28 protein-coding genes and 1 pseudogene are annotated in these 22,263 nt (G+C 51.1%); 24 read left to right on the top strand and 5 right to left on the bottom strand.

Features of this window, described 5'->3' with window-relative positions; genetic code table 11:
* Positions 1-27 precede the first annotated feature (27 nt).
* Positions 28-1,281 (bottom strand): relaxase/mobilization nuclease domain-containing protein, encoded by a 1,254-nt coding sequence (locus tag NW213_RS12670; RefSeq protein WP_258322997.1) that lies wholly within the window; start codon positions 1,279-1,281, stop codon positions 28-30.
* Positions 1,266-1,688 carry a conjugal transfer protein MobA gene (gene mobA / locus NW213_RS12675; RefSeq protein WP_258322998.1) on the bottom strand — a complete coding sequence of 141 codons (423 nt, stop codon included), beginning with the start codon at positions 1,686-1,688 and terminating at the stop codon, positions 1,266-1,268. The genes NW213_RS12670 and mobA overlap by 16 nt, the downstream gene beginning before the upstream one ends.
* A 259-nt stretch (positions 1,689-1,947) precedes the next feature.
* Between mobA and NW213_RS12680 the strand changes: the two genes are divergently transcribed.
* The 5 genes from NW213_RS12680 (at position 1,948) to NW213_RS12700 (ending at position 4,834) form a co-directional block, all read left to right on the top strand.
* Positions 1,948-2,235: a hypothetical protein gene (locus NW213_RS12680; RefSeq protein ID WP_258322999.1), complete on the top strand. Its 288-nt coding sequence runs from the start codon at positions 1,948-1,950 to the stop codon at positions 2,233-2,235.
* A complete protein-coding gene (locus NW213_RS12685; protein WP_258323000.1) occupies positions 2,232-2,594 on the top strand; it encodes a DUF3408 domain-containing protein in 363 nt (120 codons plus the stop codon). Before NW213_RS12680 ends, NW213_RS12685 begins: the two co-directional genes overlap by 4 nt.
* A 373-nt stretch (positions 2,595-2,967) precedes the next feature.
* Positions 2,968-3,738 carry an AAA family ATPase gene (locus tag NW213_RS12690; RefSeq protein ID WP_258323001.1) on the top strand — a complete coding sequence of 257 codons (771 nt, stop codon included), beginning with the start codon at positions 2,968-2,970 and terminating at the stop codon, positions 3,736-3,738.
* Between the two features lie 14 nt (positions 3,739-3,752).
* Entirely contained in the window at positions 3,753-4,172 is a 420-nt protein-coding gene (locus NW213_RS12695; RefSeq protein ID WP_258323002.1) for a DUF3408 domain-containing protein, read from the top strand.
* Positions 4,160-4,834 (top strand): DUF4122 domain-containing protein, encoded by a 675-nt coding sequence (locus NW213_RS12700; RefSeq protein ID WP_258323003.1) that lies wholly within the window; start codon positions 4,160-4,162, stop codon positions 4,832-4,834. Before NW213_RS12695 ends, NW213_RS12700 begins: the two co-directional genes overlap by 13 nt.
* 546 nt (positions 4,835-5,380) lie before the next feature.
* On the opposite strand, the gene NW213_RS12705 is transcribed toward NW213_RS12700, so the two are convergent.
* A complete protein-coding gene (locus NW213_RS12705) occupies positions 5,381-6,847 on the bottom strand; it encodes a hypothetical protein (protein ID WP_258323004.1) in 1,467 nt (488 codons plus the stop codon).
* A gap of 77 nt (positions 6,848-6,924) precedes the next feature.
* Here NW213_RS12705 and NW213_RS12710 point away from each other — a divergent pair.
* From NW213_RS12710 to NW213_RS12795, 19 genes and pseudogenes are all read left to right on the top strand, one after another.
* Positions 6,925-7,128: pseudogene (locus NW213_RS12710) on the top strand (IS982 family transposase); the annotation flags it as partial.
* 348 nt (positions 7,129-7,476) lie between these two features.
* A complete protein-coding gene (locus NW213_RS12715) occupies positions 7,477-7,773 on the top strand; it encodes a DUF4134 domain-containing protein (RefSeq protein ID WP_013617142.1) in 297 nt (98 codons plus the stop codon).
* Between the two features lie 4 nt (positions 7,774-7,777).
* A complete protein-coding gene (locus tag NW213_RS12720; RefSeq protein WP_258323005.1) occupies positions 7,778-8,098 on the top strand; it encodes a DUF4133 domain-containing protein in 321 nt (106 codons plus the stop codon).
* Positions 8,095-10,608: a TraG family conjugative transposon ATPase gene (locus NW213_RS12725; protein WP_258323006.1), complete on the top strand. Its 2,514-nt coding sequence runs from the start codon at positions 8,095-8,097 to the stop codon at positions 10,606-10,608. Before NW213_RS12720 ends, NW213_RS12725 begins: the two co-directional genes overlap by 4 nt.
* Before the next feature lie 14 nt (positions 10,609-10,622).
* Positions 10,623-10,985 carry a DUF3876 domain-containing protein gene (locus NW213_RS12730; protein ID WP_087209294.1) on the top strand — a complete coding sequence of 121 codons (363 nt, stop codon included), beginning with the start codon at positions 10,623-10,625 and terminating at the stop codon, positions 10,983-10,985.
* Positions 10,982-11,614 (top strand): DUF4141 domain-containing protein, encoded by a 633-nt coding sequence (locus NW213_RS12735; protein ID WP_258323007.1) that lies wholly within the window; start codon positions 10,982-10,984, stop codon positions 11,612-11,614. The genes NW213_RS12730 and NW213_RS12735 overlap by 4 nt, the downstream gene beginning before the upstream one ends.
* Positions 11,615-11,617: 3 nt before the next feature.
* A complete protein-coding gene (gene traJ / locus NW213_RS12740) occupies positions 11,618-12,631 on the top strand; it encodes a conjugative transposon protein TraJ (protein WP_258323008.1) in 1,014 nt (337 codons plus the stop codon).
* A gap of 18 nt (positions 12,632-12,649) precedes the next feature.
* On the top strand, positions 12,650-13,273 hold the full coding sequence (gene traK, locus NW213_RS12745; RefSeq protein ID WP_258323009.1) for a conjugative transposon protein TraK: 624 nt from the start codon (positions 12,650-12,652) through the stop codon (positions 13,271-13,273).
* Complete coding sequence (locus NW213_RS17015; protein WP_375338148.1) at positions 13,270-13,608, top strand: TraL conjugative transposon family protein; 339 nt, start codon at positions 13,270-13,272, stop codon at positions 13,606-13,608. The genes traK and NW213_RS17015 overlap by 4 nt, the downstream gene beginning before the upstream one ends.
* On the top strand, positions 13,532-14,824 hold the full coding sequence (gene traM / locus NW213_RS12750; RefSeq protein WP_258323010.1) for a conjugative transposon protein TraM: 1,293 nt from the start codon (positions 13,532-13,534) through the stop codon (positions 14,822-14,824). Before NW213_RS17015 ends, traM begins: the two co-directional genes overlap by 77 nt.
* Positions 14,825-14,884: 60 nt before the next feature.
* Positions 14,885-15,799 (top strand): conjugative transposon protein TraN, encoded by a 915-nt coding sequence (traN, locus tag NW213_RS12755; RefSeq protein WP_258323011.1) that lies wholly within the window; start codon positions 14,885-14,887, stop codon positions 15,797-15,799.
* Entirely contained in the window at positions 15,796-16,377 is a 582-nt protein-coding gene (locus NW213_RS12760) for a conjugal transfer protein TraO (RefSeq protein ID WP_258323012.1), read from the top strand. Before traN ends, NW213_RS12760 begins: the two co-directional genes overlap by 4 nt.
* A gap of 31 nt (positions 16,378-16,408) precedes the next feature.
* The gene (locus NW213_RS12765; protein WP_258323040.1) at positions 16,409-16,906 is read left to right on the top strand and encodes a DUF3872 domain-containing protein; all 498 of its coding nucleotides are present in this window, start codon (positions 16,409-16,411) and stop codon (positions 16,904-16,906) included.
* Positions 16,903-17,211, top strand: a complete 309-nt coding sequence (locus NW213_RS12770) for a hypothetical protein (protein WP_258323013.1) — start codon at positions 16,903-16,905, stop codon at positions 17,209-17,211. The genes NW213_RS12765 and NW213_RS12770 overlap by 4 nt, the downstream gene beginning before the upstream one ends.
* A 5-nt stretch (positions 17,212-17,216) precedes the next feature.
* The gene (locus tag NW213_RS12775; RefSeq protein ID WP_258323014.1) at positions 17,217-17,726 is read left to right on the top strand and encodes a glycoside hydrolase family protein; all 510 of its coding nucleotides are present in this window, start codon (positions 17,217-17,219) and stop codon (positions 17,724-17,726) included.
* Positions 17,727-17,789: 63 nt separating this feature from the next.
* Positions 17,790-18,659, top strand: coding sequence for a toprim domain-containing protein (locus NW213_RS12780; RefSeq protein ID WP_258323015.1), 870 nt, complete (start codon positions 17,790-17,792; stop codon positions 18,657-18,659).
* 153 nt (positions 18,660-18,812) lie between these two features.
* Positions 18,813-19,550, top strand: coding sequence for a type VI secretion system tube protein TssD (gene tssD / locus NW213_RS12785; protein WP_087209312.1), 738 nt, complete (start codon positions 18,813-18,815; stop codon positions 19,548-19,550).
* Positions 19,537-20,883 (top strand): hypothetical protein, encoded by a 1,347-nt coding sequence (locus NW213_RS12790; RefSeq protein WP_087209315.1) that lies wholly within the window; start codon positions 19,537-19,539, stop codon positions 20,881-20,883. Before tssD ends, NW213_RS12790 begins: the two co-directional genes overlap by 14 nt.
* Positions 20,884-20,894: 11 nt before the next feature.
* Entirely contained in the window at positions 20,895-21,440 is a 546-nt protein-coding gene (locus NW213_RS12795; RefSeq protein ID WP_258323016.1) for a hypothetical protein, read from the top strand.
* A 334-nt stretch (positions 21,441-21,774) separates the two neighbouring features.
* Here the strand turns inward: NW213_RS12795 and NW213_RS12800 are convergent, their stop codons facing one another.
* Positions 21,775-22,068, bottom strand: coding sequence for a DUF4120 family protein (locus tag NW213_RS12800; RefSeq protein ID WP_087209319.1), 294 nt, complete (start codon positions 22,066-22,068; stop codon positions 21,775-21,777).
* Positions 22,069-22,095: 27 nt separating this feature from the next.
* Positions 22,096-22,248 (bottom strand): hypothetical protein, encoded by a 153-nt coding sequence (locus NW213_RS12805; protein ID WP_258323017.1) that lies wholly within the window; start codon positions 22,246-22,248, stop codon positions 22,096-22,098.
* Positions 22,249-22,263: the final 15 nt, after the last annotated feature.

Here is a 22,263-nt window from a genome sequence, read left to right on the forward strand (position 1 = left end):
GAAAAATTATTCGTTGTTCCTATACGGTCAAATACCGCGTGACCTGCGTTTCTGCTGTTTTTTCTTGCGTTTCATACGGCGGCGGAAAGCCTCCTCCTCGTAATCGACCGCCGGATTCTGTTCCATGGAGAGGATGCCGGCCGCCTGTTCCAGCACGCTGCCCTGTTCCGGACGGCGGCTGCGCCAAAGTTCGGCAGAGGAATCCGTCCGCGCAGGAGCCGGAATGCCTTCCCACCAGCGGAAAAGTTCGTTGAACACATTTGCCGAGAACTCCTTGCCCATGCGCGATCCGTTGAACACCTCGCGGCGGTCACGGTCGATGAAGGTCACGCCGTATATCCTGCCGGATGCGTTCTCGCGGAACACCACCCCGATATGCTGTCTGTCCAGCATCCTGACCAGCTCCTCCCGCGAACGGGCGTTGCGCATGGCTTCCGCCACCAGCCGCTGTATGGACGGTGCCCACCTGCCTTCCCTGATGTCCTTCGCATGCACCAGCATCCTCCTGTCCAGCCCTTCCTTCCCGAACCGTTTGCCGAACCGGGAACTCTTGAACGGCGGGCTGACCACCTTCCCGTTGTCGTCCGTTGCCGCATACACGATGCCGGTATAGGACCTGCAGCCGTATTCGCCCCGCACCAGCTTCGCTTCAATATTGAGCGTGGACAGCAACGCGCTGTATTCGCCGAAGGTCTGGAAACGGTAGCTTTCCAGCACGGCTTTCAGCGTGTTGCCTACCTGGTGGCGCACGTCACCTGACGAAGCATCCACCTTCTTCAGTTCCGTTCCCCATTCACGCTCCTGTACTTCCGCACTGTTGCGCAGACCGAATTCCTGTTCCAGTTCACGGCAGGCCGTCATGGACCGGCGGTGTTCGTAGGCATCACTGATTTTCCGTCCCTCATCGTCCACGCATACGCTGACGATGTGGATGTGCGGATTGTGCGTGTCGCCGTGCCTGAACACGATGTAAGGCTGGCTGCCATAGCCCATCTTTTCCATGTACTTTGCCGCCAGCCCTTCCAGTTGTCCGTCCGTCAGTGTGTCTTCCGGTGCCGGACTGAGGGCGATGTGCAGGACCGGCTTCTCGGTACGCCGGTTCGCCAGCAAGTGATTCTCGAAGGAAAGCAGCGCCAGCCGCATGTCCCCGCCCGGCTGGTCCGGACGGTCGGATATGATGCGGTTGCCTGAAAGGACCTGTGCCGTACCTGCCGCCACCTTGTTGAAGTTGTAGGCAAGCGCCCCATAGAGGCTTGTCCCGTGACTTATCTTTGCAACCATTTCCGCTGGTATTCTTCGGTGAGTGCCATCACTTTCCTGCACACGAGTATCAGTTCCAGGTTGGACTTCTCCAGCCGGTAGAGCAAAGCCATCGCCCGCTTTTCCCCGAAGTTGTTGCGGATGGAACGTACCACCTGATTGTAGTTGTTGCCCACCGCCTGGAACTGCCTGTAGAACTCGGTCAGCCGGACGTAATAGTCCATGCCGGCCTTGTCCACCTTCACTACTTTGAGCGTGCCTCCAAAGACGGCCTTCTTGATGAAAAGCGTACGGTCCCTGGCTCCCGATTCCGCCAACAGTCTGTCGAACTTCGCCTTCTCCGCCGCATTCAGGCGGAAGCTGTATTTGTAGTCCGCCGGATCGTTTTTGGGCTTCCTGCCTGTTCTTGCCCTTGTGTCTTTACCCATAAATTTCCCTTGTTTTTGACTTTGGAGAAAAACGCCCGCTCCGGGCGGGCCGGAGGTCTTTGTCGGGCAGAAGCATTTCTGTCGGACAAAGACACAACTTGCTCTGTTCGTTTGAACAGAGAATCCGCCTTCGCCGGATTGCCGTGCGACGCTTGCGGAGCGTGGCAGGCCGGTGAAGCGCATTTCCCTCTTCCGTCATGGTTTACGGTGCAAAATTAGTCCCTTTCAACGGGCTGTCAAACAACCGTTTGCCTGACATGTGAGGACATCTGACGTCGTATCATGCCAAAGCACTCCACCGGTCATCCATGGGACGGAAATACTTCCTACTTTTGACGTGACGCAAGAGGGCATGCAGTGCTACGCATCCGTTCATATCCTGCCATACACAAGATATGACAGGGATGTCTTGCTTCCAACATTGCATGGATGCCGTGTATGCGGCAATGCCGGACGGGATGCACCGCCATACGGAACACATTGCCCTGTCGCGTGCCATGAGAGTGAACCGGAAAATGAATATTCACCTAAATTCAAGAAGTTATGAGAAAGAAGAAAAGCCTGTTTGAAAGCCTGTGCCGGAAAAAGGAAAGCGGCGGTACCATCCTGGTAGAGCAAATAACACTCGGCGCCGTCCCGGATGACCGGGAAGGAAACGCAGCCGAAGACTTGCGGATGCAGGAAACCTATGAAGACCTCTTTCTGGACCGCAACGAAACCGTACACCGCAAGCAGACTTACATCAGTTGTGAAACCTACTCCCTGCTTGCCCGCATATTGCCCATGGTCAAGGAAGGGATGACCGTGCCCGCCTTTCTGGACAATGTGCTGGCCCATCACCTGAAGACCTACGGGGCGGAACTGGAAGAACTGTTCCACCGCAAGCTGGATGATGTAAAGTTCTGACCGCAGCCTTGCAACAGGTATCGTGACATAACACGGCCACCGTTGCATCACTTGCCGTGACACAGTACATACAAGGATGCAACAGGTATGACGGTGCATCGGATATGTCAATGCCTTGTGGCCTGTAACGTCCTGCATTGACTCCTGCAAGTATGGCCTTGATGCATTCCATATTATATTGCATGGATGCATTGGTGACAATCCTGCCATACATTCTTTGGCATCATACACTTTGCCATATATACAATGCCCTATCGTATATGTTGCATTGTATCAACGAGCGCAATGTATGTAGCAAGGTACTGATGCAAGGCATTCTGCATGGCACACCTACATAAACAAACAGCTAATCAACCCCCAAAAAGAAAATACAATGGAAAAGAAGAAAGAACCTTTGTTCGTTGCCTTGAGCAACCAGAAAGGAGGCGTCGGCAAGTCCACGCTGACGATACTCCTTGCCAGCTATTTCCATTACCGGAAAGGCAGAAACGTGCTGGTCGTGGACTGCGACTATCCGCAGCACAGCATCCGCGACATCCGGGAATGGGACATCAAGACAGTGGAAAAGAACGAAAAGCTTCAGGGAAAGCTGCTGGAACAGTTTGAGGGAAGCGAGCGGAAAGCCTATACCGTGCTGACCTCCACCCCCGAAGACGCCAAGCAGACCGCCTACGAATTCCTGGACCGCTCGGAAACCGCTTATGACCTTGTGCTGACGGACCTGCCCGGAACGGTGAATGCCGCAGGCGTGTTCCGTTCCCTGGTGAACATGGACTATCTGTTCGTACCGGTGACACAGAATCGGATGGTCATGCAGAGCAGCATGAACTTCGTGCTTGCCATCCGGGAACTGCTTTCCCGCAATGACAGTTTCCCGCTGAAGGACATCCGCCTGTTCTGGAACTGCATGGACCGCCGGGTGTCCAAGGAACTTTACCGCGCCTACACGGAAATCTTCCGCCATCTGAAGCTGAAGACGCTGGAAACCGTATTGCCGAAGGCGGAACGCTTCAACCGGGGCATCTGCACGGACGGCCAGGTATTCCGCAGCACACTGTTTCCTCCTTCGCCTTCCCTGCTGAAAGGGAGCCACATCGACCTGCTTGCCGACGAACTGGAAACGATACTCGGACTTACTGACTAAAAATACAGCATACTATGGCAAACAGAAACCGTAAAATATACGATGTGGACGAGGATGTCCTCAAACGGGTAGTGGCGGGAGATACGGCCGCCCTTGAAGAAATGACGGACAACGGAGCATCCCCTTCGCCTCAAAGAAAGGACCCCAAAGACGGGGAAAAGGAAATGGAACCCCTTCACGGGGCACCACCGGAACAGGAAGCGTACCGGAAACGCTTTCTTGCGGAACGTCTCAAAGGCACCCGGCGGCAGACCTACATCCACGATGCGCTGTACCGTGCCATTGCGGGTGTATTGCCTGTGATAGCACCGGACCTGTCGGTACCCGCTTTCGTAAACAACGTGCTTTCGGACCACCTGAAGCAGTATGAAGAGATCATCAACGAGATTTATAATGAAAAAGCCACCCAAAGACCTATACAATGGAAGAATTAATCTATCTGTCGGTACGGACGGCCTGTGCCGCCTATATCTTATATAAGGTATGGCAAACCAAAGGCCCGGTCAGAAGAATCTGTGATGCACTGTATGCCATGCCCTCATCCTCCCAAACGGAGAAGAAAGGAACGCCGCTTCCCGAACCGATTCCGGAAGCGGGTGTGATGGGCGGTACGCAGTCCGTCTATTTAGACGAGAACACGGGCGAAACGGGAGCCCCTTTCCTGAGCCTGCCTCTGGAGAAGGATTTTATCGGCGAGGAAGCGGAAATGCCGGAAGAGGACGTGGAATGCACGCTGGACCTGGAACGGATACGCCTGTTGCAGGAAGAACAGGAAGAACTGGATGCCATGAATATACCCACGGAAGCCGTGTCGCAACCGGTGACACAGGCGGACCTGGTGAACATGGCCGACGTGCTGTTCAACCGGAACCGGGCCAGGGAGAACGAGGAACAATCGTCCCGTGCCGCCCTTACACTGCATGCAATACGTGAAACGGAAATGTTCGCGGTCATTGAGGCACAGGTGGAAAACAAGGAGGTCATCGAGGAACTGATGGGAAGGTATCTGGATGAAGAGGGGAATCCGAAGCCGGTCAGGAACAGCACTCCTCCTAAAAATGAATCCGGAAAGGATTGGAAAACACTGATAGCGTAAATAAAAACGCCCGATACAGTTGTTTCACACGTGTGTGAGTCTGTGCTGTGTCGGGCGTTGTTATTTTTCCTGTCACAAAGGTAGTTCCTGCAATTTCCCGATATCTGTCCTGATACGGATGATTCCATTGCTATCCGATATTCTTTTTCAAATGGAAGTGAACTAGGAAAGCACATTACATGAGACAATATGCCATAAATCAGATGGGTCACTATAGATAAAATCATCCTTAGAAAAACAACGCTTTATCACTTCATAAAATTTTTTATAAGATTAGCATCATATCGCTTCACAACATTATGAAGCAGTATTTTCTACTCTTTGTTGGAACAATATCCGATTATAGATTACATAATGATAGGTATTCGGTAGGGGTGGATGGACGAATCTTTGTGAAAAGTTAAAATCCACGTTTCTGTTATATACCTTATTATTCAAAGAACAGGTGTAGAAAGATTGTTTCACCGTCCCATACGGATAAGGAAAGAGAAATGTACGTTAACACACTTTCCCTTTCATATAAACTCTAGTGATTTCTGATTCATCCTACAAGTTTTTTTCCTTCAATTTTGACGGTTCATAACACAAACAACTCAAATGTGAGAATTTAGCATTCGTATATTCCTCTGCTGCTGCCTTCATCTTGTGTAAAACCTTCATGCTCTCATCGGGATGAGAATAATTTATTATTTCATTTTCAATAATCTCAAATCCATACTTCCGATAGTACTCTGGCTTTATTGATTCTGCAAATGCTTGATAATGTTTTGGCAGGTCAGTGATATGAGCATCTTTACAACAAGTATCTAGAATAGTATTTATTGATGCAGGTATATCATTCAATCCCAAAGGAGATAACAAGGCTTTCCACGCCCCTTCTTGAAAAGATGTTTCTGGCAACTTTGCATAATAAGCCGTAACTATCGTATAGATCCTCTTAACTGCATTTTCTAGTGCTACCTGTAAATCATAGGTTTGTAGAGGGTATTTATCTATACATGCTTGTACATATGCTACTTGCTCCTCATAGCTTTTGCCTTCCAACCCGCTCTTATCTATCTTATACTCTTGTACTACTACACTCAAATCCTTTGGACTATAATTGCTCACATCAGGGCGCGATTCCTTTGGTATCAAACGCTGTGCATAAGCTTTACTTATCTCTTCGCCTTTGTAGTCATCGTTCAATAGTACATAATATTGAAAAGTACTGAACAAATCAAGGTAGCAATACAATCGCGTTTTGCCATCATTGTACTTCGATGTAAATAATTTAAGCATATGTGAGGGATAACCATCCTCAAAAAGATATCGATAGTCTTCATATAAAATGTCGAACAATGTGGTTGGAATAAAAGGTGTCAGTTTTGCCTTGTCATAGTCTATCGTTCCCTTACCCTTGTCGTCTATTGATATAACCTCAGTAAGTACATCACGGTCTATTCCGCAATGAAGAGCATACTCTGTAGCTATCTTGACCATACCCTTTTTAAAGTCTACGTTGAAATTGTCATTCCCTTTTGAAAAATAGTAAGCAAGATAGCCTTGATCATGAATATCTGTATGCTGTTCTATTGTATAATGACCAATGTCATCACCCTTGTCTGTTAATTCTTTAGTTAGCACTTTTAGGTAATCTTTGATGCGCTTCTCGCCAGCATAAACATCTATTTTGTTTCCTTCTATCGTATAGAATGGTTGAATAGGTATAACTTTGCCATTCTTGGCTGTAACCTCTATGCCATTATCACCTTCCTTTATGGCAGGAGTCTTGAATAGACTTCCTTTAAGCGTATTTCCATCAGGCCTACCATGATCTGCGGGAATCATTCGATCGCTTAAAGCTACAATAAATGGTGCAAAAATTTTGCAAAAGTTTGCGTCATCTTTACTGTATGCACCTCCGCATTCCTCGCACAATATGGTACGAGAAATTAACTTTCCCCGTATCCCATTGTGTATTATATGTTCTCCATGTGCCTTGCAATGATTCGCACTAGTAGGCTTATCCATTATCTCCCTATTACATACATAGCACCTCATAGTTACCCGTTGACGAAATTAAATTGATAAAAGATTTATGTATAGAAATGTGCATATTGCTGATATTTAACAAATTAAATATACCTAAACTTTTAATAGATAAATATCGTATGCACTACCTATTTGCAATATTCGCAAAAATTCTGAATATATCCAAGCAAGTAGTCGGAAATTTAGTCAATAGATCAGGCAATGTGCCAAGAAGAGGAGTAACTTCCAGATTCTCAACCCTTGAAATTGTGGTATTGAATTACATTCTTATAATTTGTTTGCATAATGAATGATTTAAATAAAATAGACAAAAAATGTGTACATTACTAACGATAGAGTTCCTGTTTTAAAAAATCTATGCCGTGTGCCCAGCTTCACATCGGTCATGACATAGTGAATATGGTAACATCTGCTGTACTTTATCTGTCTTGAGGATGAAAGCCTGCCGAGAATGGCTCTGGCTTAGAGTATAAAGAATGCCGGACGACTCTTGAAACAGACATCTGAGGACATCTGCCGCCATGTGATGAAACACCCGTACCATGACACTTTGTCCGCCTCTATATTTGCACCGAAATCAATTGTGTAACCCCAAAAACGATTCAAGCATGAGAAAAAGAATCCTTTTTACCGCATTGAGCGTGTTAGTGACGGCAGGGGCTTTCGCCCAGGGCGAGGGACTTGCAGGCATCAACGAGGCCACCAGCCTCATGACCAGCTATTTTGACCCGGCCACGAAACTGTGTTATGCCATCGGCGCCGTACTCGGTCTGGTGGGCGGCATCAAGACCTACGGAAAGTTTTCCAGCGGGGACCCCGACACGTCGAAAACCGCCGCGAGCTGGTTCTTCGCTTGCATCTTCCTGATTGTAGCCGCCACCATCCTGCGTTCCTTCTTCCTCTGAGCCTATGGAGTACGACGTGAACAAAGGCGTAGGAAAACAGGTGGAGTTCAAGGGGCTGACCTCCATGTACCTCTTCATCCTGGCGGGCGGGCTCGCCGCCGTGCTGCTGGCGGTGGTCGTCCTGTACCTCGCCGGTGCGGGGCAATGGACCTGCATCCTGGGCGGCATCTTTGCCGGCAGCCTGCTGGCCTGGGGCGTGTTCCGGCTGAACGCGCGGTTCGGCGAACACGGGCTGATGAAGATGTTGGCGGAAAAGCGCCACCCGCGCTACCTGATCCGGCGCAGAAAGATATTCCGAGTGTTAAATTCTGAAAGAAAGCCATGAGAAACACACTGAAAGCCGAGACACTGGAACGGAAATTCCCCCTGCTTGCCGTGGAGCACCGCTGCATCGTGTCGAAGGACGCGGACCTGACGGTCGCCTTCGAGGTGACGCTGCCCGAGGTGTACACCGTGGCGGCGGGGGAATACGAAGCCATCCACTCCGTGTGGGTGAAGGCCATCCGGGTGCTGCCCGACTATTCCATCGTGTGCAAGCAGGACTGGTTCACGGAAGAGAGCTACCGGCCGGACTGGGAAGGCAGGGAGATGAGCTTCCTGGCCCGGAGCTATGAACGCCACTTCAACGAGCGTCCCTACCTGAACCACCGCTGCTACCTCTACGTGACCAAGACCGTGCGGGAACGGAGCCGCCGGAACAGCGACTTCAGCACCCTGTGCCGGGGACATATCCTGCCCAAAGAAGTGACGGACAAGGAGGCCGCCTCCCGTTTCATGGAGGCGGTGGAACAGTTCGAACGGATTGTCAACGACTCGGGGCATGTGCGCCTGCGCCGCCTGCCGCCGGAAGAAATCACGGGCACGGAAGAGCGTCCGGGGCTGGTGGAACGCTACCTGTCCCTCTCTCCGGAAGGCGGACAGACGGTACTGGAAGACATCTGTCTGGAGCCGGACCGGATGCGCATCGGAGACAAGCGGCTGTGCCTGCACACCCTCTCCGCAGCGGACGACCTCCCCGGCAAGGTGGGCACCGACATGCGCTACGGGCGGATGTCCACGGACCGCAGCGACTGCCGCCTCTCGTTCGCCGCCCCCGTAGGGCTGCTGCTCCCCTGCAACCACATCTATTCGCAGTATGTCTTCATCGACGACGCGCGGACAGTCCTGCAGGACATGGAGAAGACCGCCCGGAACATGCTCTCCCTCTCCCGGTACAGCCGCAGCAACGCAGTAAACCGGGAATGGGTGGAAATGTACCTGGACGAGGCCCACACGAAAGGCGTGCTGCCCGTGCGCTGCCACTGCAACGTGCTTGCCTGGGCGGAAGACGGGGAAAGCCTGCGGCGTGCCAAGAACGATACGGGAAGCCAGCTGGCCATGATGGAATGCACGCCCCGCCACAACACGGTTGACGTACCGGTGCTGTACTGGGCGGGCATCCCCGGCAATGCGGGCGACTTTCCTGCCGAGGAAAGCTTCCACACCTTCCTAGAGCAGGCGGTATGCCTGTTCACGGAAGAGACGAACTACCGCAGTTCACCCAGCCCGTTCGGCATCCGTATGGCGGACCGCCAGAGCGGGGTACCCGTGCACGTGGACCTCAGCGACGAACCGATGAGGCGGGGCATCATCACCAACCGCAACAAGTTCGTACTCGGCCCGTCCGGAAGCGGGAAATCGTTCTTCACCAACCACCTGGTGAGGCAGTATTACGAACAGAACACCCATATCCTGCTGGTGGACATCGGGAACAGCTATCAGGGACTGTGCAGGCTGATCAACCGCCGCACGAAGGGCGAGGACGGCATCTACTTGACCTATGAGGAAGACAACCCGATCGCCTTCAACCCCTTCTACACCGATTCCGGGGAGTTCGACGTGGAGAAGCGCGAAAGCATCAAGACGCTGATACTGACCCTCTGGAAACGGGAGGACGAGGCGCCGAGCCGTTCGGAGGAAGTCGCCCTGTCCGGCGCGGTGAACGCCTATATCCGGAAAATCACGCAGGACCGGAGCCTGAGGCCCGACTTCAACGGTTTCTACGAGTTCGTACGCGACGATTACCGCCGGATGATGGAAGAGAAGAAGGTACGTGAAAAGGACTTCGACATCGACGGTTTCCTGAACGTGCTGGAACCCTTCTACCGGGGAGGCGACTATGACTTCCTGCTGAATTCCGACCGGAAGCTGGACCTCACGAACAAACGGTTCATCGTCTTCGAGCTGGACAACATTTCCTCGAACAGGGTGCTGCTGCCGGTGGTGACGCTGATCATCATGGAAACCTTCATCGGCAAGATGCGCAAGCTGAAAGGTATCCGGAAAATGATACTGATCGAGGAATGCTGGAAGGCCCTGATGTCGGCGAACATGAGCGAGTATGTAAAATATCTGTTCAAGACCGTCCGTAAATATTTCGGGGAAGCGGTAGTGGTCACCCAGGAAGTGGACGACATTATCTCCTCACCTATCGTGAAAGAAGCCATCATCAACAACAGCGACTGCAAGATACTGCTTGACCAGCGGAAATACATGAACAAGTTCGGCCAGATACAAAAACTGCTCGGGCTGACGGACAAGGAAAAGGGACAGATCCTCTCCATCAACCAGGCGAACCGCCCGGGGAACGCCTACCGCGAGGTATGGATCGGGCTGGGAGGCACCCGTTCTGCCGTGTACGCCACGGAGGTGAGCGAAGAAGAGTACCTGGTGTACACGACGGAGGAATCCGAGAAACTGGAACTGCAACGGCTGGCGGACGGGCTGGACGGCGACCTGGAGCTTGCCGTGCGCCGCCTTGCCGGAAAAAGACGTGATGAAAAGAAACAACCCTAAAAACAGAGACAATCATGAAAAAGAACAGACAACTGCCGAAGCTGGCCGCCTGCCTCATGGGGGCGGCAGCCCTGATGCTGCAAGGATGTGCGGACATCAAGGGGCCGGAAACGGAAAAGCTGTGCGGGCCGTGGACAAGCGTGGAAGGGAAACCCGACGTGCTGGTTTACCGGGAAGGGGATTCCTACAAGGTGACAGTGTTCGCCCGCAGCGGGAAGACTCGCCGCCTGAGACCGCAGACCTACCTGCTGGTGGAAGAGGACGGGAATCTCTTCATCAATACCGGATACCGCATTGACGTGGCCTACAACGAGGCTGCCGACGTGCTGACCTTCTCGCCGGGAGGCGACTATGTGCGGAAGGAGGTGCGGCCATGAGGAACGGAAAAATCCTGGCATTCGGCCTGGCGGTGGCGCTCGGCACGTCCGCCGCTCAGGCGCAGTGGGTGGTGAGCGATCCCGGGAACCTTGCCCAGGGCATCATCAACATGGCGGAGAACATCGCCCACACCTCGAAGACGGCCGTGAACACGGCGGAGAGCTTTGCAGAGACCGTGAAAATCTACGAACAGGCCAAACGCTACTACGATGCGCTGAAAAGCGTGAACAACCTGGTGCGTGACGCCCGCAAGGTACAGGAAATCATCCTGATGACCGGTGAAGTGTCGGACATCTACGTGACGAACTTCGGGAAGATGATGGACGATGAGAACTTCTCCCCGGAGGAACTGGACGCCATCGCCTTCGGCTACACGAAGCTGCTGGAAGAGAGCAACGGCGTGCTGCAGGACCTGAAACAGGTGATCAACGTGAGCACGCTTTCCATGACGGACAAGGACCGCATGGACGTGGTGGACGGATGCTACCGCAACATGCGGCGCTATCGGAACCTGGTGGGCTATTACACGAATCGCAACATCGCCGTCAGCTTCCTGCGTGCCCGGAAGAAGAACGACCTGGACCGCGTGATGCGGCTCTACGGGAAAGCTGACGCCAAATACTGGTAGCCCATGACGTTGCTTTCAATCGACTTCACCAACCTGCACACCGTGCTGGAAAACCTCTATGAGGAGATGATGCCCCTGTGCGGCGACATGCTCGCCGTGTCGAAAGGGCTTGCCGGGCTGGGCGCCCTGTTCTATGTGGCCGTCCGCGTATGGCAGTCGCTGGCGCAGGCCGAACCGATAGACGTGTACCCGCTGCTGCGCCCCTTCGCCATCGGCATCTGCATCCTGCTGTTCCCGACGCTGGTGCTGGGCACGCTGAACAACACGCTGGGGCTCATCGTGCAGGGGACGCACTCCATGCTGGAGACACAGACGATGGACATGGAGAAATACCGGGAACAGAAGGACAAGCTGGAGCGGGAAGCCATGCTGCGCAACCCCGAAACCGCCTACCTGGTCAGCGACGAGGAGTTTGACCGGCAGCTGGACGAGCTGGGATGGTCTGTCGGGGACGCCGCCACGCGGATGGGCATGTACATGGAAGTGGGGATGTACAACCTTGAAAAGAACATCCGGGACGCATTCCGCAGCCTGCTGGAACTGCTGTTCGCCGCCGCCTCGCTGCTGATAGACACGGTGAGGACGTTCTTCCTCGTGGTGCTCTCCATCCTCGGCCCCGTGGCCTTCGCCTTCTCCGTGTGGGACGGGTTCCAGTCCACGCTCGCCCAATGGTTCACCCGGTACATATCCGTCTATCTCTGGCTGCCCGTGAGCGACCTGTTCAGCTGCATGCTTGCCAAGATACAGGTGCTGATGCTCCAGAATGACATCCTGGAACTGCAGAGTAACCCCGACTATTCGGTGGACAACTCCAATGCCGTGTACATCATCTTCATGCTGATAGGCATCATCGGCTACTTCACCGTGCCGACCGTGGCGGGATGGATCGTGCAGGCAGGCGGAGGAGGGAACTACAACCGCAATATCAACCGCAGCGCCGTGAAAGGCGGCGGGCTGGCCGCAGGAGCCGCAGGCTCCGCGCTCGGCAACGTCGGAGGCAGGCTGCGGGGGAAATAACCCAAGAAAAGACAGATTATGGAATTCAAGTCATTGACCAACATTGAGACAAGCTTCCGCCGCATCCGCCTGATGCTGGCCGTGTTCATCGGCTGCTGCACGCTCGTCACCAGCTATGCCCTGTGGAGCTCGTTCCGCTTCGCCGAAAAGCAGCGGGAAAAGATCTATGTGCTGGACGGCGGGAAGTCGCTGATGCTCGCCCTCTCGCAGGACCTCTCCCAGAACCGTCCCGCAGAAGCCAGGGAGCATGTGCGGCGTTTCCACGAGCTTTTCTTCGGCCTCTCGCCGCAGAAGGACGCCATTGAGCACAACATCAACCGTGCCCTGCAGCTCGCCGACCGGAGTGCCTACCGGTACTATACGGACTTCGCCGAGAAAGGCTACTACAACCGCCTGATATCGGGCAACGTGAACCAGGTGCTCCAAGTGGACAGCGTGTCGTGCGACTTCTCCGTGTACCCTTACCGGGTGAAGACCTACGCACGCCAGCTGATTATCCGCGAGAGCAACGTGACGGAACGCTCGCTGGTGACCGGCTGCGAGCTGCAGAACACCTCACGCTCGGATGCCAACCCCAACGGGTTCATCATCGAACACCTGGTGATACTGGAAAACAGGGACCTCAGAAGCGCGGAACGATGAACAGGCGGCGGAACTTTTGGAAACGGGCGGACATCCGGCTGCGGATGTCCTGCCGGAAACTGACGGAAAGGCAACGGGCCGCCGTCCTGCTGGCCCTGTTCCTGCCTTTCCTTGCCGGATGCGTCTACACCGTAGGCACCGCCCTGCAGGGATTCGGAGAAAGGGACGGTCCCGGGCCGGAGGTGGAGCACATCCGCCCCATCGGCATCACATTCGGAACAAAAAGTATGAACGAAAAAGAACAAGCGGAAAACAGACATGAAAATGAACATCGGAAAACTCAGGACGCTGCTGAAACTGCCTCCGCCCAAGGAAGGCGGCAAGCCGCTGACTGAAGAACAGAAACGGAAGCGGGCCGGATACATCGTCTATCCCGTCCTGGTACTCCTCTGCGCCGGGTGCGTCTGGCTGGCCCTGTCCCCTTCGGAAAAGGAACAGGCAAAGGCCGGGCAGGGCAATGGCTTCAACACCGAAATTCCCCTGCCGGAAGACTCCCGGATACAGGAGAGCAAAGTGGCCGCCTACGAGCATGAGGAACTGGAAAAAAAAGAAAAGGAACGCAGGAGCACCTACCGGGAGATGGCCTCGCTGCTGGACCGGAAACAGGCCGATACGGTGCGGTTGCCCGACCTGCCTCCGGAAAAGCTCTGGGAAACAGCCGGGCAGGAAACCGCCCGCTCGCCGTCCGCCGCCTACCGCGACATGAACCGCACCCTGAACAACTTCTATGAGCCGGCCTATGACCGGGAGAAGGAGGAACTGCGGAAGCGCGTGGCGGAACTGGAACGGCGGCAGGCACAGCAGCCGGAGGCTTCCTCGGAATACTCGATGGAAGAGAAACTGGCGCTGATGGAGAAATCCTACGAACTGGCCGCCCGCTACAACGGAGGGCAGACGGCACAGGTCCGTCCGGCAACAGAAAGGCGTAAGGCGGAGGCCAGGCCGGTGACGGCTGTCCGGCACCAGGTGGTATCCTCCCTTCCCCGTCCGTCAGACGACCTGGAGCGAGCGGCGGCCTTTGCCGGGGAAAGGAACACGGGGTTCCACACGCCGGTCAGAAAGACGCTCGCTTCGGCCAGGAATACCATCGCCGCCTGCGTGCACGGCACCCAGACCGTGGCGGACGGGCAGACGCTCCGCATCCGTCTGCTGGAACCGATGGCGGTGGACGACCGGCTCATCCCGAAAGGGACGGTGCTGACCGGAGGCACACGGATGCAGGGGGAACGCCTGGACATCCTCATCTCTACCGTGGAGCATGACGGGTCAGTCATCCCCGTGGAACTGGAAGTGTATGATGCCGACGGGCAGCAGGGCATAGCGGTGCCGAACTCAATGGAATACGATGCCCTGCGCGAGATAGCCGCCAACATGGGAGGCTCTATGAACAGCAGCATCAACATCTCGACGGATGCCGGGGCGCAGATCGCCTCCGACCTGGGGAAAGGCGTGATACGGGGCGTGTCGCAATACGTCACCCAAAAGATGCAACGTGTGAAAGTGACGCTGAAAGCCGGCCACCGGGTGCTGCTGTACCCGCCCGGACAATAATATAATGAAGGAGAACCAAAGGACATGGAACAAACGATTATTCACCAAACAAGCAGATTTATGAAGAAAATCCTGATTCTGACTGCCGCCCTGTTGGGCATGAACGCCGCGCAGGCACAGCAAAGCAGCGGCGACTGGTTTGAAGGGCTGAGCCGCAAGATCGGATTCAGCCAGATGATTCCCCCGCACGGGCTGGAAATCACGTACGACAAAACGGTGCACGTCATCTTCCCTTCACCGGTGAGGTATGTGGACCTGGGGTCCACGGACCTGATAGCGGGAAAGGCGGACGGCGCGGAGAATGTGATCCGCGTGAAGGCCACCACGAAGAACTTCCGGCAGGAAACGAACATGAGCGTGATTACGGAAGACGGGAATTTTTACAGCTTCAATGTGAAGTACGCGGACGAGCCCCTGCTGCTGAACGTGGAGATGTGCGACTTCATCCATGACGGGGAAACGGTGAACCGCCCGAACAACGCGATGGAAATCTACCTGACGGAACTGGACAACGAGTCGCCCCGCCTGGTGCGCCTGATCATGAAGTCCGTGTATGAACGCGACAAGCGCCGCATCCGCCACATCGGGTGCAAGCGTTTCGGGGTACAGTTCCTCCTGAAAGGGCTGTACAGCCACGGCGGGCTGCTCTATTTCCACACGCAGATAAAGAACACCTCGCACGTGCCCTTCGATGTGGACTTCGTGACTTTCAAGATAGCGGACAAGAAACTGGTGAAGCGTACCGCCATGCAGGAACAGGTGGTCTATCCGCTGCGGGCCTACAACTATGTGACCCGTGTGGACGGGAGGAAGTCCGAATGCACGGTGTTCGCCCTGCCGAAATTCACGATACCCGACGGAAAGAAACTGGTCGTGGAAATGTACGAGAAACAAGGCGGGCGTCACCAGACCTTCGAGCTGGAGAATGAAGACCTGGTACAGGCCGAGACCATCAATGAACTGCGTGTGCGATGAAGGGGAAGGTATTGTTTATAACCCTGCTTCTGTCCGTCCTTCTGGCAGGACGGGCGGAAGCCCAGCGGTGCCTGCCGGGCATGAAAGGCATACAGGTATCAGCAGAGATGGCGGACGGATTCTATTCGCAGAGGAACCGGAAGGATGCCGGTTATGCCTTCTCGCTTGCCCTGTTCACCTATGGCAAAGGGGGCCACAAGTGGGTGTACGGCATCGGGATGATGAAACGGCATTATCCCTACCGGAAAACCCGGATTCCGCTCGCGCAATATACGGGGGAAGCGGGATACTGCTACAATTTCCTGTCCACGCCGGGCAAGACGGTGTTCCTGAACGCCGGACTGTCGGGCCTGCTGGGGTATGAGCGCGTAAACGGCGGGAAACGGATGCTGGAAGACGGGGCTGTCCTGCAGGAAAGCGAATCCTTCATTTATGGAGGTTTCGTGACCTTCGAAGCGGAAGCCTACCTGAGCGACTGCACCGTACTGGCTTTCCGGTTGCGGGAACGCATCCTGTGGGGCAGCGCGGCCGGACATTTCCATACCCAATACGGAATCGCCCTCAAATACATATTCTGAACCCTACTGAAAACAAGAAACAATGATGAAAATGATGAAAAAGACATTTGACCGGATGAAAGCCGCCTGCTGCCTGGCAGCGGCGGTATGTTGCCTGGCTTCCTGTGACGAAGGGCCGGAGGTGCAGCAGGAATACCCGTTCACCGTGGAAGCCCTGCCGGTAACGGATGAACTTATGGAAGGGGAAACGGCGGAAATCCGCCTGGAAATCATTCCAGAAGGGGAATTCAACGGCACCGTCTACACGCTGAGGTATTTCCAGCCCGACGGGGAAGGCACCCTCCAGCTGGCGGACGGCACGGCACTGAAGCCCAACGACCGCTATCTGCTGGAAGACCTGAAATTCAGGCTGTACTACACTTCGGAAAGCAGCGATGAGGCGCAGGCCATCGACCTCTACTTTGAAAACAACTGGGGGGCCGTCTGCCAGCTCAGCTTCAGTTTCAATGCGGAGGACGGCGCTCCGGAAGAAAGCGTGACGGAGCCTGCCGGGACAGGAACGGAAAACGGAGAGGAGGGCACGGAATGAACATCCTGCTGTATGCCGACATACCCGGATTGCCGGAGTATGTCCTGCTGACCCGGAAGGCGGTGACCGTGCCTGCCATCGGCGACCGGCTCCGCATAAACGCGGACCGGCTTGCCTGCAAGTTTTCCCGGCAAGTGCTGGAAGAAACGCCCGCCTGCCATTGCTTTGAACGCAACGAAAGGACAGAAAGCATGAGTGTGGGGGATTTCCTGAAGGAGTGTGAACTGACGGTGAGCAGACGGGAATGGAGCTATGAGGGCGGCACGCCCTGCTGCACGCTGGATGTGGAGGTGGTGGAATGGTAAGCAGGATGAAGAGAGCCAAAACCGCCCTTTGCCTGCTGGGGCTGTTTCCCTGCCTGCTGGCAGCGCAGGATATGGAGGGACTAAAACGGCTGCCTCCTTTTGAACGCGCCATCCAACTGATCATGCGGTACGAAGGCTGGCACGGACCGGACAAGACACCGTACATCGCTTACGGGCACCGCATCCTCCCGGGTGAACAGCTGTCCTACGGGATGAGCCGCGAGGAAGGGGAAGCGTTGCTAAGGAAAGACCTGCTGGAACGGTGCGCCCTCTTCCGGCGCTTCGGGGCGGACAGCCTCCTGCTGGCTGTGCTGGCTTATCAGGTCGGCCATAACCGGCTCCTGGGATACGGAAAGATGCCCAAAAGCAAACTGATACGGAAGCTGGAACGAGGGGAGCGGGACATCGAACGGGAGTACCTGTCGTTCCGGTGCTGGAAAGGTCGGGTCATCCCTTCCATCGAAAGGCGGCGCCGGATGGAACTGGCACTGCTGTATGAACCCTTACCTCAGTAGCTTGAATCCTCCGGAAAAGTTTCCGGGGGATTTTTCATTCCATAACGGTTAACTTAAATCCTTATGAACATACAGACAACCAAACAAATACGCATTGAAGATTATTTGCACATGCTGGGACATCTCCCGGTGCGGCAATGTGGGTCGAACTTGTGGTACCGCTCGCCGCTGCGGGAAGAAACGGACGCATCGTTCAAGGTAAACACGGCCCTCAATAAATGGTTCGATTTCGGCATCGGAAAAGGCGGGGACCTGATTGCCCTCGCCTCCGAACTGTACGGGTCAAAAGATGTGTCTTACCTGTTGCGGCAGATAGGAAGCCAGGCTCCACACGCCTGTCCTATAACCGACCCATTCCCCAAACGGGAAAAGCCGAAACCGGCTTTTCAGGACGTGGAAGTGATGGAACTGGCATCGCCTGCCTTGTACCGCTACCTGAAAGAAAGGGGCATCGAGGCGGAAACAGCCCGCAAGGAATGCCGGGAAATCCGTTACGGACTGGGCGGGAAACGCTATTTCGCGGTCGGATTTCCCAACATGAACGGCGGGTATGAGATACGGAACCGGTATTTCAAGGCCTGCATTTCCCCGAAAGCCGTGTCGTATATCCGGGAACCGGAAGGGAAAAGGCCGGTGTGCTGCCTCTATGAGGGGTTTATGGATTACCTGTCGTTCCTGACATTACAGAAGAAAGGTGTTGAAGGCTTTCAGCCGGGCTGTGACCATATTGTGCTGAACTCTGTTGCCAACCTGGCAAAAGCTGTGCCGCTTTTGGACGGTTACAAGGAAATCCGTTGTTTTCTGGATAATGACCGTGCCGGGAAGGACGCCTTGAAGAATCTCAGGGAAACATACGGGGGACATGTGAAAGATGAATCTTTTAAGTACTCAACTTGGAAGGACCTCAACGATTATTTGAAAAGTCTGCTGTAAATCTGTTGCGAACTTTCCCGCATCCTGTTTTGAAACATAGAAATAAATTCTGATTACCACACAATTATACCAACCGATCTTTTTATATTTGCAGAAAATAATTGTTGCAAAGACTTTTGCCAACATCCGGCAAACTTATACCTGACAGATATTATGGCCTATCAAGTGACTCTGAGAATGCAAAATGGTGTAGAAAGAGATGTGGCATGCTACGGTTATGAATGCCATATCGCCCACAGTGACCGTCCTGATATCGGACGGATTATTGCCGCGCATATGGAAGTCTGCCAAAAACTTGGCACCGTAGAGTATCTTCCTGTAGAGGGGGATTTGATTGCACTGACCTTTGAATCGACCGATCATGACAACTTCTTCTATGAATGGCTACTCCAAGGTAATATGGCAAACGGAGAAATCGAATTTGCCACAGGAGATGACATCGTGGACATATTCCGTTTTTGGGATTGCTATTGCGTAAGTTTGAAAGAAACCTTGTGCACAGGAGAAATGCCCATGCTGATGACTGTGCTCCTGTCACCTGGCATCCTCAAACGTATGAATTGTGAACCGCGAGAGAAAGTGTGGAAAGTTTCGGATATTAGCGTGAAGCCAAGAGTTGTGAATAATGATGAAAAGCAAGAAATCTTCATAACGGATGCTTATTGGATTGATGAGAACAATGCAATACAAAAAGATTCTTTTCCTGATATTCCTTTTACTTTATATGTGAAAGTTGATACCCCTATTGTTGGGAAACGTGTTGATTTAAATTTTAAGTTTAATGATTCTGGCACTTATAAATGTGCCAAATACTCAGGCATAATAAATAGTGAAGGTATTATAGTCATTGAGAACTTTAAGTTTGAGACAGTGCAATATGAAGAAAATTGAAATTACCTCTCCGCAAATATATGGTAAAGCCTATTTAGGCATAAGAGAAATTACAGGATGGTGGTCTAGTAAAAACAGTTCTGACCTTCAATATAAAATTACTGAAGCCAGACTTGAAGATACCGTGTATTTTGTAATCAAGACAAGTGGTGTTCGGAATGGAACAAAAATTGATTTACAATTATATAACTTGGAAGAGTTTCTTTTTTTAGACTACCTGTGTCCTGATAAATATAAGTTTAATGGAAAAATAGAAACAGCCTATACATATATACAAAATAATTATGCTATCATAGAGCTTCAGCTTCCAAGGACATGGACAAAAGATGTAGAAGAAGATGGGGGAATTCTTGAATTATATTGGAAAATAGTCTCCAATAATATAAATAAAACTTCTTTGCCCAAGGGAAAAAGAGATTTCTTAAATGTAAGAATATCAGACCGTGATCTCTTCATCAAACCCTCATTAATAAATGAGGGGATGCCAGAGCTGTATACTAGCAATGGTGAACAATTGTTTTTTATTAATTTTGTCAAAGATGAGGTAGCAGATAAGATTACAGAAGAAACTGTCGAGTTTATAGATTTTTATAAAGATAAAATTGCCCTCGCAAAACTAGCAAAAGGATATATGGTAAATAATGAAGGTAAAGTATATGAAATGTTAAGTGATGGCAGTCGTAGAGAAGTATATGATTATAGTTACTATACAATAGATGGAAAACTTATCTATGTAAAACAAGGTAAGAATTGGACTACAAGAACTAGTGATGGGAAAATCTTGTCAACGAAAGGAATAAACCAATATGAGCATTTTGCAAATAGAGGAGTAAAAGTAACTATTTTGAATTTATTTTCCAAAAGTATACAATCTTGGGATATTTTTTCTTCTGTGACAAAAACACATGCAAGTGATACATCAAAACCATTATCGATTTCATTACCTGGTATAACAGGTGGTTTCGGAATGGCTATATCACTTTTAGTAGACTTAGGTGGTCTTATAGCGGAAGATATGTATTATGAAGGAGAAGAATTATACAGTAAATATGTACATGTAGAATTATGGAATGCTAAAAGCAAAGGCTTATATGAGGTTCAACAAGTAGTTCAAAGAGCTAATAATAGTAGGACTTCAAAGTTGCATTTTGGATTTATTAAGGTCTCATTTAATTTGGCTAACGAACTTATTAAAGGTAAGTATAAAAAATTTAGAGACTTCAGAATTGCATCGGACGAAGAAGTAGATGATAAAAATATAACTATCTTATATGAGTATTTTGATAGCGATAATGGTTTAATATTTCTGATTGATTCATTTTTTATTAATTAACATTATATAATATGGTTCGCATTATTCAGATTTTAATAGTTTTGTTTTTTGTTGGATGTGTTTCTAACAGAGATGTAGTATTGGTAAAACAAATTAAAAGTACAAATTCAATTGTATTGAGACTGAAGAAAGACAAAAGTTCTATTTTCAGTTTATCCTATCCTTTATCTTTTAAGATAAGAAAAACAGATAATAGAGACATTTATTATGCGGAAAATTCTTATTTATTCCACAATAAGAATCTTAGTTCTGGTACAGCAGGCTGTTACTTAATGACTTGTGATGAAGATAATTATTTGACATCATCTTATAAAGTATTTAATGGTTCTACATTATATATTATTGATAAAAATGATACTTTACAAAAAAAATTATCAGGATACTTTAACAAAATGATTAATGAAAAGAAAGATACAATTCACGTTTCTTTAAAAGAGTTCAATAGCAACTTTAAAAATATCATAAATAATTTTTTTGAAGGAGATTCTATTTTTTTACATTTCCATGATCATAAAAAATGGCATAATATTCCTTTAAGAGTTTATTTCAATCAATAATAAGAAACTGTTTTGATTTTCTACAAAAAGTTTTTCTCGTCTTGATGTATATCGTTTTCGTGTGTTTTGGGCGATTTTTTGCTCCTTTTCACTCTTATTCTTCGTCAGATAGCCCGCTATCTTCCCCATCACAACATCGAAAAGGAGCAAAAACTCATCCTAAATCATCGCACAATAAATTCAAAATAGTTTAGATAACAGTTTAATAAGTCACTGACTTTTGGTAACTGTATCATTTTATCAGATATTATCTCAATTTTGAACTGAACATTATTTTTGTATTTTTTTAGATTCAAATTCAAAATTGAGATTCTTTTATGCTACAACTACAACATCAGGTATGTATGCTCCACCCGTGAAAAGGCTCTAACAGAACTGCAAAGGACTGGTCCGGCCTGCCATGATAGAGCAGTCCGCCCTCAATGCCAATTCTGCCATCCGGATAACGTTCTCTGAAACCGAATGAATAAGGAGCAAAGTCATAAAACAACTCAATCTCACAAGGACAGTTCGGATTCTTTTCCCAACTCTTCAGACGCTCCAGGCATTTTTGGAGCGTAGTGTCGCCGATGGATTCGGCATACTGCACTACCTTGTCGTAGTGCTCCTGGCTACATAAAATTTTCATATTTGTTATTTTTTATAGGGTTCATACTCAATCAAGGACAAATTCGTCCTCGTAAACTTCCAGTTCCAATCCGCTTTCGCAGATACGTACCAGCCATGTATATGGCAGGCGCTTGATCAATTCGATGTTGCGGTACCCCTTATAAGGGTGTACCAGCGTGGCAAAATCCCCGGCTTTCATATCCATAACCGTTTT

The organism is Bacteroides sp. ET336 (genome assembly GCF_024733815.1).
Lineage (GTDB): Bacteria > Bacteroidota > Bacteroidia > Bacteroidales > Bacteroidaceae > Phocaeicola > Phocaeicola cellulolyticus.